Origin of the sequence: Streptomyces sp. NBC_00988 (genome assembly GCF_045162645.1) — a bacterium.
Taxonomy (GTDB): domain Bacteria; phylum Actinomycetota; class Actinomycetes; order Streptomycetales; family Streptomycetaceae; genus Streptomyces.
Genome location: NZ_CP108730.1, coordinates 4,088,884 through 4,100,568, shown reverse-complemented (window position 1 = coordinate 4,100,568; position 11,685 = coordinate 4,088,884). Strand labels below are relative to the sequence as shown.

Sequence of the window (11,685 nt, the reverse complement as noted above, 5' to 3'; positions counted from 1 at the left end):
CGCGCCCAGCCCCAACGCGCCCGCACCCGACGAATCACCCCTCCACCGGCACCCCAAGCACCTTCGCCTCAACAGCAGGGTCAAGCCCCACCACCGGCCGATCAGGCCGCTGAGGCGCGACCCCACCAACACCCCGCAACCAACGCCACGTATCACCCACGGTCTCCGCCACAGGCCGACACCTCAACCCCGTAGCCAGCGCCCGAGACACATCCGCACTGTGCAACGCGTCGTACCCCTCACTACCGGCCGGAATCCACACCGGCAACTGAGTCCACGGCTCGATCCCAGCCCCGAGCACGACTTCCGGCGAGGTCCACCGCAGCTCGGCCCCTCCACCGGTGACCCGCACACACGCGTCCAGGAGCGACCCCATCGTCGCGTGCCCCTGCGGGGAGATCAGGTTGTACGCCCCGCTCAACTCCCGCTCCACGGAACCGAGCAGCCACTCCGCAAGATCCCGCACATCGACGTACTGAAGCGCCAGATCCCGAGGCCCGGGCGCCAGCACCGGCCCGCCCCGCGCAACCCGCCCCAACCACCACGGCAACCGCCCGATGTTCTCGTACGGCCCGAGAATGAGCCCGGCCCGAGCGAACACCGACCGCTCCGCCCCGAACGCCCCGAGCGCGGCCAGCTCCCCGCCCCGCTTGTCCCGCGCGTAGTCGGTCTTGTCGGCGGAGGCCAAGGCCCCCTCGACGAGCGGCGCGTCCTCCCCGTACCCCGCGGGCGGCGCCCACGCGTACACCGAGCAACTCGACACATACACATACCGGCCCACCCGGTCGGCCAGCAGCCGCGCCGCGTCGTCGACCGCGCGCGGCGCCGCCGACCAGGTGTCGACCACGGCATCCCACTCGCCCGAGGCCAACGCGGCGAGCCCACCGGGCGCGGTCCGGTCACCCCGCAACGCCCGTACCCCGGAAGGGGGTTCGCGCCGGCCCCGGTTGAGGACGGTCACCTCCCAGCCCCGACCGAGGGCAGCCTCCACGACGGCCCGCCCCGCGAACTCCGTACCGCCCAGCACCAGAAGTCTCATACCGCCGACTCTGCCCGCGAGGCGCACGGAACGGAACACGGCTCTGCCATCAGCAGATGACCGGACCGTCGATGATCAACGGGCGGTCGGCGGCGTGTACTTGTACCCGACCCGCCGCACGGTCTGGATCGCCTTCCGGTGCTCGACGCCCAGCTTGCGGCGCAGCCGCGCGATGTGGACGTCGACGGTACGGCCGTCGCCCACATGCCCGTACCCCCACACCGTGGTGACGAGCTGGTCGCGCGTGTGCACCCGGTTGGGGTGCGCGACGAGGTGGGCGAGGAGTTCGAACTCCAGGTACGTCAGGTCGAGTTCCGCGCCGTTCAGCTGGGCGGTGCGCTGCACGGTGTCGATGCGGACGAGGGGTTCGGCCTCGGCGGGGAGGGACGGGACCGGGTCGGTGCGGGTGAGGTGCGGGCTGTCGGCCGGGATGAGGACGAGGTACCCGACCATCGGCGGCTGCCCCGGCAGCGTGGGCAGCGTGTGCGGAGGCGCGGGCAGCCAGGTGGCGCCCGGGGGCAGGAACTCCGCGACGTCGATCACCTCGTCCCGGTCCACGGCGCGCAGATGGTGCCGTGGGGCGTTCGGGGTGGGGGTGTCGAGCGTGGTGGCGGGGAGAGCGGGGAGAGAACGGATGATCGCCATGAGAAGTCAGCTCTTTCGCGCGAGAGGTTCGTCGAGGGGACGTACGTCGAGTCGCGCAGGCCGGAGGCCGAGGGTGTTTCGGCTTTAGAGGGCCGGCGCGTTCATCGCGCGACAACACACCCGGTCGAAGTCATGGTGCTGACGGGAGGGCCAGAAGGGCTCAAGGTCATGGCGACCCGTCGCTCCGCACTTCTGGTAGTTGCCCATACGTCCATTGAAGCAGACACACGCCCGCAACAGGACCCTCCTCTCACAGCTTGGACGCTTCCTTGGCGTGAAGTCGACGCCCGGCTCCTCAGCCCACCAGCCGTCTGTGCCAGGTCAGCGGTACGACGTCGATCGCCTTGTCCGGATCGCCGTCCCAGCCGGCGGACAGCCCGGCTCCACGCAGCGCGGCCAGCACCTCGTGCCCGACGGCCGCGGTGGTCCCGGCCGAGCCGTCGAACCCGCCGTAGTGCAGCGCGAGGCCGTACCCCTCGGCGGCGTGCTCGGTGACCTGCTGGTGGAAGAAGACGAAACCGCGGGCGTCCTCCCGCTCGGCGCCTATCTCCGCGAGGCCGCAGCCCCGGCAGCAGGCGAAGTTCTCCCGGGCCATGATGCCGCTAGCGTCCAGCGCCTCGAAGGCGCGGCTGAGCCGGTCCGGGTCGGTGACGTCCGCCCAGTCCGCCTGCTCGGCCACCCGCTCCAGCCACAACCGGTCCACCAGCCGCGCCGCCTGGGCGCGCGACACCGGCCGCTCGTCGCCGTCGACCAGCCACTCCTCGGCGATCTCGGTCAGCACCTTCCGGTCGTCGTAGCCGCAGCGCAGCCGGACCCGGACCCGCTCCTCGACCTTCTCCCGCACCTCGTCCGGCAACTCGGGAACCTCCTCCTGAGGCCCCAGGTCGACCGGCTCCCAGTCGACGCCCGCGTCCCAGCCGGCGTCAGCCTGCCGTGCCCAGCCGGTCAGGAGATCCGCCACCCGGTCCGCGCCGTCCAGGTTCGTACCGTAGAACCCGTCCTCGCTCAGCCGGTGTTCCAGCCGGTAGTCCCCGTCCTCCTCGTGCCACACCTGCGCGAACACGTCCGGGAGGTCCGGTATCCGCTGCACGACCAGGAAACGGTCGCCGGCGCCGCCGATCCGCGCCACCAGTTCCCGCAGCCGTAGCGCCGAAATGCGGTTGTGCGCCTGCCCGTTCTCCGTCTCGACCTTGATGTCGAGACCTCCGTCGATCTCCATGTTCCCAACCATGGCAGGCGCCACTGACAACGCGAAGAGGCGCCCACCACGACGGTGGACGCCTCTTCGGGGGAAGCGGGGTGGGGATCAGACCTGGCCGGCCTTCTCCAGGGCGGCGCAGCAGGTGTCGACGATCAGCCGGGTCACCAGGTACGGGTCGACGTTCGCGTTCGGACGGCGGTCCTCGATGTAGCCCTTGCCGTCCTTCTCGACCTGCCACGGGATACGGACCGAGGCGCCGCGGTTGGAGACGCCGTAGGAGTACTCGTTCCACGGGGCGGTCTCGTGCAGGCCCGTCAGGCGGTCGTCGATGCCGGCGCCGTAGTGCTTGACGTGGTCGAGGGGCTTGGAGCCCTCGCCGAGGGACTCGCACGCGGTGATGATCGCGTCGTAGCCCTCGCGCATCGCCTTGGTGGAGAAGTTGGTGTGCGCGCCCGCGCCGTTCCAGTCGCCCTTGACCGGCTTGGGGTCGAGGGTCGCGGAGATGCCGAAGTCCTCGGCGGTGCGGTAGAGCAGCCAGCGGGCGATCCACAGGTGGTCGGAGACCTCCAGCGGGGAGACCGGGCCGACCTGGAACTCCCACTGGCCGGGCATGACCTCGGCGTTGATGCCGGAGATCGCGAGACCGGCCTTCAGGCAGTTCTCCAGGTGGGCCTCGACGATCTCGCGGCCGAAGATCTCGTCGGCGCCGACACCGCAGTAGTAGCCGCCCTGGGGGGCCGGGAAGCCGCCCTCGGGGAAGCCGAGCGGACGGGCGCCGTCGAAGAAGGTGTACTCCTGCTCGATGCCGAAGATGGGCTCCTGCGAGCCGTACTTCGCGACGACCTCGGCGAGCGCGGCACGCGTGTTGGACTCGTGCGGCGTCATGTCGATCTCAAGGACCTCGCACATGACGAGGATGTCGTCGCCGCCGCGGATCGGGTCCGGGAAGCTGGCGACCGGCTTGAGCACGCGGTCCGAGGAGTGCCCCTCGGCCTGGTTCGTGGACGACCCGTCGAAGCCCCAGATCGGGAGCTCCTCACCCTTGGCGTCGTCGGCCAGAATCTTCGTCTTGGAACGGAGCTTGGCCGTCGGCTGGGTGCCGTCGATCCAGATGTACTCAGCCTTGAAGGTCACGGGCCACATCCTTCGGGGTGGGTCATTCGTCGCACTTGCGGGTGCTGCGGCGCAGCGGCACTGGAGCGCCGCGATTCATGCCGGGCAGCCTGTCAACATGCGATTTCCCGATCATTGCCCAAGTGTGAACCCCGTGTTACCTGGTGGCGCTGTGTCGCGGTTCACGTGCGCTGCGCACGGCGCGCCGGGGGACCGCTGTGAACCCGCTGTTCGCAGTCGCAGACGGGGGTCGCCGTACGGCTCGTATGCGATGGGGTTAGCTCTCGGCGGCGGCCTCGCGGACCCCGTCCAGGAAGCTGCGGATCGCCGCCAACTCCCGGTCGTCGTAGCCCTGGAGCAGTTCTACGGCATTCCCGATGAGCGGACCGAAGAAGGACTGCCCGAGTGCGACCGCCCGCTGGTCCACTTCGACCACGACCCTCCGCCGGTCCCCGCCGAGTTGAGCCCGAGCGCGCCGCCGAGCCGCCCGGCCGTCATCTCCTCGCCGGCCCGGTCCGCGTCCATGAGGGCGATCAGGGCGCTGCGCAGGCCGAGTTCGACCGCGACGCCCGGGGACAATGAAGGGGAGGGAGAGGTGAGCGGCATGGGAATCCGCAGCCCGTACGACAGGGACCGCTTCGAGTCCGCCTACGACAAGGTCATGGCGAAGTGGCCCGCGGACCGGGAGGCGGTGACCGTCCCGACGCCGTTCGGGGAAACCTACGTCAATGTGTGCGGGCCCGCCGACGGCCGCCCGCTCGTGCTGCTGCCGGGCGGCGGGGGAGCGACCTCGGCGTCCTGGTACGCCCAGGCCGCCGACCTCGCCCGCACCCACCGCCTCTACGCCATGGACCTGATCGGCGCCCCGGGCCGCAGCGTTCCGGTGGTCGGCCGGAGGCCGCGCACGGTGGCCGATCTGGTCGACTGGCTGGACGCGGTGCTCGACGGGCTGGGGGCGCCGGTCGTGGACCTCGGCGGCCATTCGTACGGCGGCTGGATCGCGCTGCACTACGCACTGCGCGCGCCCGCCCGCGTACGCCGTCTGTTCCTCCTCGACCCGACCCAGTGCTTCGCCGGGTTCGAGACGGCGTACCTGCTGCACGCACTGCCGATGCTGCTACGGCCCACTCCGCGCCGCGTCCGCGCGTTCCTGGAGTGGGAGACCGGGGGAGCGCCGCTGGACCTCGACTGGCTCCGCCTCCAGGAGGCGGGCGCGGGGTTCCCGTCCGCGAAACCGGTGACCGGTCCCCGTCCGGCGCCCGAGGCGCTGCGCGGGCTGAACGCGTCGGTCCTGCTGCTTCTGGCCGGAAGCAGCAGGACCTATGACACGCACCTGGTGGCGGCCCGGGCGGGCGGTCTGCTGCCGCGCGTCGAGACGGACATCCTCCCGGATGTCTCACTCCCCCACTCTCGACTTCGCTCGAGCGGGGGGACCCCCATCGCGCTGCCGCATGCCGCGCCGGAGCGACTGGGCCGTCACCTCACCGGGTTTCTCGGATCCTGAGCGTCACCCCACCTTCTGGATCAGAGCGCGGCGGATGAGGAACTTGCCGGGCTCACGGACCTGTTCGAACGCGGCGTTGTTCAGCAGGACACAGCTGCCGGAGACCGAAGTCACCTTCACCGTCGTGGACTTGTTGTTGTCCAGGTTGGTGACCTTCAGCGTCGTACCCGCCGGGAACTGGTTGCTCGACGCGGCGGGCGCACCGGCCTCGCCGGAGAGCGTGACGGTCGAGCCGTTGCACACCTGGCTGCCCGCGGCGGCTCCGCCACCGGTGTTGCCCGCCGCCGGCGGGGTCGCGGCCGGGGTGGTCTTGGAACCCGCGGGCGCCGACTGCGCCGGCTGTGCGACCTGGGAGTCCTGAGCCGACTCCCCAACCGCACAACCCGACGCCTTCTGCTGCACCTTGATCTGCGCGATGACCGCTTCGCGGTTGGCGATCCGCGCGCTCGACTGGGCGTCGGGCGCGGCGCGTTGGCCGTCGATGAACTTCTGGTTGTTGCCGAGCGCGGTGGCGAGCCCCTGGCAGACCGTCGAGTTCGTGGCCGACAGCGTCTTGGCGTTCTGCGCCGTCGACTGCGACGCGTTCGAGGTGGTGGCCAGGGCGAAGGCCCCGCCGCCCGCGACCGCCGCGGCGGTGACCAGCAGCGCCAGCTTCTTCTTCGTACTGGCAGTTCTCCTGCGCGACATGCGCGTCTCCTGTGGGGTAGGGGAGCGTACGCCGCTATGTACGGGATACCGAACGATGTAACTCAGCGGACACAGGAGCCACATAAGTGACGTGCATCACAAGGGGATTGAGGCTCAGCACACCCGGTCCCAGTCGGCCAGGAACGACCCGACGGTGCGCATGTACGCCTCCCGGTCCTCCCACATCGCCATGTGCGCGCTGTGCGGGAACTCGACCCGCTCGGTGAAGGGAAGCCCCTGCTCCAGCGTGTCCGTGCACTCCACGGCGAACTCGTCGTAGCGTCCGCGCGTCAGCAGGACGGGCTTCCTGATCCGGCGCAGCTTCGAAGTCCGGTCCCAGGAAGCGAGGTTGCCGGTCATCACGAACTCGTTCGGGCCGTTCATCGTGGCGTACACCTGGTTGCCGTCGACGTTCGCGGCGCTGCGCAACAGGGCCTCGGGGTACGGGTCGAGGCGGCAGAAGAAGTTCGCGTAGAAGACGTTCACCGCGTCGAGGTATTCGGGTGCCGTGTAGTCGCCCTTCGCCTCGTACTCGTCGAGGACGCGCTGCACGTCGGCCGGCAGCCGCGTGCGCAACTCCCGTGTACCGGCGACGAATTGGGGCGCGCTCGCCCCCGTGCTGGCCAGCACGACCGCGCTCACCTCACGCGGCTGACGCAACAGGTACTCGATGGCGAGCCAGCCGCCCCACGAGTGCCCGTACAGGTGGAACCGCTGCAGCCCCAACGCCCGCCGGACCGCCTCTACTTCGGCGACGAACCGGTCGACCACCCAGAGCGCCGGGTCGTCGGGCTTCTCCGAACGCCCGCACCCCAGCTGGTCGTAGAACACGACGGACCGGTCCACGGCCAGATCGCCCAGGGACTCCAGATAGTCGTGCCCGGCCCCCGGCCCGCCGTGCAGCACCAGCAGCGGCGGACGCGCCCCGCTGCCGACGACGTTCACCCAGACCCGGCCACCGGGCACGTCGACGTACCGCTCACCGGGCCGGAGTCGGGACGCACCACCGGATCCGTTCCGGCCCGGGGCGAGGACAGGAACGAGGCCGCCGGCGGTGAGGGCGCCGGTCGACCTGAGAACGCTGCGGCGGTTGATCATCGGGGGGAACTCTCCGCTCTCGTACGAGACTTGAAGATGCCGGGGCAACCCTCTAACACGCCGAAACGAACGGACATCGGCCACTTGACCTACTGGGAGCCCGACCCCGCCCCGGACCCCGACTGCCGCGACAGCGCGTCCCGTACGGCCTCGTCGCTGCGGGCCACCACCGCCGAGCCGTCCTCCGCCGTGATGATCGGCCGCTGGATCAGCTTCGGATGCGCGGCGAGCGCCGACACCCACCGCTCCCGCGAACTCGCGTCCCGCGCCCACGACTTGAGCCCCAGCTCCTTCGCCACAGCCTCCTGGGTGCGCGTGATGTCCCACGGTTCGAGCCCGAGCCGCTCCAGTACGTCCCTGATCTCGCCCTCGCTCGGCACGTCCTCCAGATAGCGGCGGACGGTGTACTCGGCCCCTTCGGCGTCGAGCAGACTCACGGCACTACGGCACTTGGAACAGGCCGGGTTGATCCAGATCTCCATGGTGTTCACGTTAGGCGAGACCCGCCCGGTCCGGCCCGGTGAGCGGCTTCGTGGCGCGGACGAGGGCGGAGTGCGTGCCGTCGGCGACGACGTCCGAGACGCTCAGACGCCCGCGGGGCCTCAGAACACGGAAGGTCTCGGCGAAGACGGCCGGCTTGTCGATGGACAGGTTGATCACGCAGTTGGAGATCACGACGTCGACGGTGTCCGCGGGGAGAGGGATCGCCCCGATACCCGCTCTGTTCGAATTTGATGCCGCCTCACGCATACCTCCCGGAGCTTGCGTGACACGACGGCAATATCCTTTCCCACCTGGGGATTTGGTGGGTCGTCGGGGTTCGCCCGTTGTCAGTGGCGGGCAGTAAACTAGGAGCAGTGTTCGAGGGTGTCGCCGGGGGGTCCGGACGGCGCCCTGACCGCGACAGGAGGATGTCCGTGCCCGCTGCCGCACTGAAGCCGAAGCCGTTGCCGACCCAGTCCACCGCGAAGCGTTCCGTCCAACTCGACCTGCCCTACGTGCCCGTGGAGAAGCGCCCGCTGCCGCCCGGGCGCCCGCGGGACTGGTACGTCACGCACAACCGCCGCCTCAAGGCGATGCGGCTGGCCATCGCCCTGCTCGACTCGGGCGTGTACGTCCCGAACCAGGCCCGCAACGAGACGATCCGCAGCACGGCCGAGCTGATCGGCGTCCACGCCCCGTCCGACACGACGTGTCACATGGTCCGAGCGCTGATGCGGTACTCGCGCTGAGCGGGTGGCGCCGGGTGCCCTGTGCTTCTTGGGCACCCGGCGCCGATGCTCACGCCCCCGGGGCTGCCGCCCCCGAACCCCCGCTTCGGCCTGAACGGCCTCGTCCTCAAACTCCCCCAGAGGGGGGACCCCCAGACGGGCTGGGGATGATGCCGACCGGAGCTCAAAAGGCTTGCCTCGTGCCCAGAGAATGCCGGCCCCTACGCTGGCAGAACGCGCGCCACTACGGCGACGGAACGCGCGTCCCCACGCCGCACAACACCCGCTCGTAGCTTGGCGGAACGCGCACCGCAACCCCGCCATGACGCTCGCCCCACGCCGAGGAAGGCGCGTCCCCACACCGCTGGAAACCGCGCCCCACGCCACCGAACCCCCACCCCTACCCCAACAACCCCCGCTCCACCGGCGTCCGAAACCGCGGCGTCACCCGAGTGACCCCCACCCACCCCCGCAACCGCTCCGCCGCCACCCCGATCGCGGCCTCCGCCTCCCGGCCGATGCCCTCGCCGTCGAGGATCCGCCAGACGATCTCGCCGTCCGGCCGCTGGGCCCAACCCCCCACCACCCGCCCGTCCCACCACACCGTCGGCCCCACGTTGCCGCTCCCGTCGAACAGCGCGGGGCGCAGCTCCGGTGCCAGGTACCAGTCCCGTTGCTGCCACCCCATCGCCGTCGGATCGAGCCCGGGCAGCAGGGCCGCCCACGGCTCCGCGGGACCGGCCAGGGGAGCCAGGTCGCCCGCGGCGACGTATCCCGTTCCCTCGTCCAGGGACACCGGCTCCGCGCCGATCGTCGTCAGGGCCCGGCGGACGTCCGTCACCCGCCAGCCCGTCCACCACTTCAGGTCGGCCTCGGTGGCGGGGCCGCACGCGGCGAGCCAGCGGCCGAGGAGCGCGGCCTGCGCCTCGGCGGCGTTCAGTTCGGGGTGTTCCGGCGCCACCGCCCAGCGGAACTGGCTCGATGTCCACGAGCCCAACGGCCGTCCCCGTACGACCTTTCCCTCCACGCCCAGCACCCTCAGCAGCCGGGTCGAGACCGTGTGGACGCCCTCGTAACTCTTCCCGGCCGCGTACACGAACTGTTCCCTCAACCTCGGTTCGTCCTGGGCGAGTTCGGCCGCCGTCGCCTGGCCGCGCTCAGCCAGCGCGGTCAACAGCGCGGCCTCGACCTCCTTCAGCCAGGCCGCGTCCGGCGCCCCGGCCTGCGCCATGTGCTTGAGCAGGGAGGCTCGTTCACGCGCGGCGACGGCGAGTCCGGTCGAGGCGTGGACGACGGCGGTCAGCTCGGCGGGGAACACGAACACCGTGTGCCGCATGCCGTGCATACGGAGCAGGGTGCGGTCCTCGTACAGGGCGCGGGTGGTCTCCGGGACGGTGAGGGAGGGGTCGGCGAGGCGGGCGCCCACCGCCAGGTACACCGTCGCGGGGTCCGTGCCGTGCAGGGCGACGAGGGAGTCGGCGACGGCCTCGGGGGTGGCGGCGTGGGTGGACGCGGCGAGGCGGTGGCGGAGGGCGAGGCGGGCTCGGCGCTCGGGGGTGGTGATGTGACGGGGGGTGCGACTCATCTCGACCTCGCCTCGAAGACGTCCACTTCTCGACCGACAGTAAACGTTCACCCGATCGACGTCCCCGAAATGCACCCCCACGCCGACCCGGTTTCACTGCGTAGCAACAGGCGGTGCCATCCCAGAAGGCGGCGGCATGCAAAGACACGGCACATGACCACCCCGGCCGACCGGGCGGAGCGGGGCCGCGCCGCGCGCAAACGCGTTGCCCGTTCCGCCCACGCCGGCTGGATCCCCTCCGTGGACCGCCCGGACCCCGTGGCCGTACTCGAACGACAGGGCCGGGACAGACTCCCGGAACTCCTCCCGATCCGGTACGGCCGCATGGCCGCCTCCCCCTTCGCGTTCCTGCGCGGCTCGGCCGCCGTGATGGCGGCGGACCTGGCGTCCCAGCCGCACACCGGCCTCACCGTCCAGCTCTGCGGCGACGCCCACCTCCTCAACTTCGGCCTGTACGCCTCCCCGGAACGCGCCCTGCTCTTCGACCTCAACGACTTCGACGAGACGTTCCCGGGCCCCTTCGAGTGGGACGTCAAGCGTCTCGCCGCGAGCGTGGCCGTCGCCGCCCGCGAGAGCGGCCACAGCGACACGAAGGCCCACCGCGCCGCGCTGGAGGCGACCGCCGCGTACCGTACGGCCCTCCGCGGTCTGGCCCGCAAGGGCGAACTCGCCGTCTGGTACGAGCGGATCGACGCCGACAGCCTGCTGCCGCTGGTCCGCTCCAGCCGCCACCGCCGCCGGGTGGAGTCCAGCCTCACCCGGGCCCGCCGCCGCACCAGCCTGCACGCCGTGGGCAAACTGACCGAGACCGTCGACGGCCGCCGCCGTATCGTCCACGACCCGCCCCTCCTGGAACCGGCCGGCGCCGCCGACATGGCCTCCCTGCGCAAGATCTTCAGCGACTACCGCTCCACGCTCTCCGAGGAACGCCGCCTGCTCCTCGACCGGTACCGCTTCGTCGACGCCGCCCGCAAGGTCGTCGGCGTCGGCAGCGTGGGCACCCGCTGCTTCATCGTGCTGCTCGCCGGCCGCGACCAGGACGACCCGCTGTTCCTGCAGATCAAGGAGGCGCGGAAGTCCGTACTGGAAGAGCACCTGCCGAACGGCCCGTACGTCCACCCCGGCCACCGGGTCGTGGCGGGCCAGCGCCTCCTCCAGGCGGCCAGCGACATCTTCCTCGGCTGGATGACGGGACCGCAGGGCCGTGCCTTCTACTGGCGCCAGCTCCGCGACATGAAGGGCTCCGCGGACGTCGCCGGCATGAGCCCACAGGCACTCACGGCCTACGCCCGCCTCTGCGGCAACGCCCTCGCCCGGGCCCACGCCCGCTCCGGCGACCGCGTCGCCATCGCCGCCTACCTGGGCAACAGCGACACGTTCGAACGAGCCGTGGCGGACTTCGCCCTGTCCTACGCCAGCCAGACGACCGCCGACCACGCCGCTCTCGGCGCGGCCGTGGCGGCGGGCGTGGTCACGGCGGCACCGGGCATCTGACCGCCCGTAGAAAAAGAAGATGCACACCGAGTGACCGACTCCCTACGCTGGAGACGCATTGCGGAGCAGGTCACCACCGTTTCACGCAGGGCAGGCGTCACCCTGCGG

Annotated in this window: 12 protein-coding genes and 1 pseudogene; 3 read left to right on the top strand and 10 right to left on the bottom strand. The window is 71.0% G+C overall.

Annotated elements, in window-relative coordinates:
• Window positions 1-34: 34 nt before the first annotated feature.
• From OG496_RS18635 to OG496_RS18615, 5 genes and pseudogenes are all read right to left on the bottom strand, one after another.
• Window positions 35-1,039, bottom strand: a complete 1,005-nt coding sequence (locus tag OG496_RS18635) for an NAD-dependent epimerase/dehydratase family protein (RefSeq protein ID WP_405971643.1) — start codon at window positions 1,037-1,039, stop codon at window positions 35-37.
• Window positions 1,040-1,114: 75 nt separating this feature from the next.
• Complete coding sequence (locus OG496_RS18630) at window positions 1,115-1,684, bottom strand: winged helix-turn-helix domain-containing protein (protein ID WP_405971642.1); 570 nt, start codon at window positions 1,682-1,684, stop codon at window positions 1,115-1,117.
• Between the two features lie 295 nt (window positions 1,685-1,979).
• Window positions 1,980-2,903 carry a DUF6891 domain-containing protein gene (locus OG496_RS18625; RefSeq protein ID WP_405971641.1) on the bottom strand — a complete coding sequence of 308 codons (924 nt, stop codon included), beginning with the start codon at window positions 2,901-2,903 and terminating at the stop codon, window positions 1,980-1,982.
• 87 nt (window positions 2,904-2,990) lie between these two features.
• Window positions 2,991-4,019 carry a glutamine synthetase gene (gene glnII / locus OG496_RS18620; protein ID WP_405971640.1) on the bottom strand — a complete coding sequence of 343 codons (1,029 nt, stop codon included), beginning with the start codon at window positions 4,017-4,019 and terminating at the stop codon, window positions 2,991-2,993.
• A gap of 256 nt (window positions 4,020-4,275) precedes the next feature.
• A pseudogene (locus tag OG496_RS18615) lies at window positions 4,276-4,604 on the bottom strand (hypothetical protein).
• On the opposite strand from OG496_RS18615, the gene OG496_RS18610 reads away from it, so the two are divergent.
• Entirely contained in the window at window positions 4,603-5,502 is a 900-nt protein-coding gene (locus OG496_RS18610; RefSeq protein WP_405971639.1) for an alpha/beta fold hydrolase, read from the top strand. The pseudogene OG496_RS18615 and the gene OG496_RS18610 sit on opposite strands and share 2 nt — an antisense overlap.
• Before the next feature lie 3 nt (window positions 5,503-5,505).
• Here OG496_RS18610 and OG496_RS18605 read toward each other — a convergent pair whose 3' ends face one another.
• The 4 genes from OG496_RS18605 to OG496_RS18590 form a co-directional block, all read right to left on the bottom strand.
• Complete coding sequence (locus OG496_RS18605; protein ID WP_366491300.1) at window positions 5,506-6,189, bottom strand: hypothetical protein; 684 nt, start codon at window positions 6,187-6,189, stop codon at window positions 5,506-5,508.
• A gap of 114 nt (window positions 6,190-6,303) precedes the next feature.
• A complete protein-coding gene (locus OG496_RS18600; RefSeq protein ID WP_405971638.1) occupies window positions 6,304-7,287 on the bottom strand; it encodes a proline iminopeptidase-family hydrolase in 984 nt (327 codons plus the stop codon).
• An 89-nt stretch (window positions 7,288-7,376) separates the two neighbouring features.
• Window positions 7,377-7,769, bottom strand: coding sequence for an arsenate reductase family protein (locus OG496_RS18595; protein WP_405971637.1), 393 nt, complete (start codon window positions 7,767-7,769; stop codon window positions 7,377-7,379).
• Between the two features lie 10 nt (window positions 7,770-7,779).
• The gene (locus OG496_RS18590; protein ID WP_405971636.1) at window positions 7,780-7,962 is read right to left on the bottom strand and encodes a hypothetical protein; all 183 of its coding nucleotides are present in this window, start codon (window positions 7,960-7,962) and stop codon (window positions 7,780-7,782) included.
• A gap of 242 nt (window positions 7,963-8,204) precedes the next feature.
• On the opposite strand from OG496_RS18590, the gene OG496_RS18585 reads away from it, so the two are divergent.
• Window positions 8,205-8,519, top strand: a complete 315-nt coding sequence (locus OG496_RS18585; RefSeq protein WP_033284269.1) for a hypothetical protein — start codon at window positions 8,205-8,207, stop codon at window positions 8,517-8,519.
• 379 nt (window positions 8,520-8,898) lie between these two features.
• On the opposite strand, the gene OG496_RS18580 is transcribed toward OG496_RS18585, so the two are convergent.
• The gene (locus OG496_RS18580; protein WP_405971635.1) at window positions 8,899-10,083 is read right to left on the bottom strand and encodes a winged helix DNA-binding domain-containing protein; all 1,185 of its coding nucleotides are present in this window, start codon (window positions 10,081-10,083) and stop codon (window positions 8,899-8,901) included.
• 153 nt (window positions 10,084-10,236) lie between these two features.
• Between OG496_RS18580 and OG496_RS18575 the strand changes: the two genes are divergently transcribed.
• Window positions 10,237-11,577, top strand: a complete 1,341-nt coding sequence (locus OG496_RS18575) for a DUF2252 domain-containing protein (protein ID WP_405971634.1) — start codon at window positions 10,237-10,239, stop codon at window positions 11,575-11,577.
• The last annotated feature ends 108 nt before the right edge of the window (window positions 11,578-11,685 follow it).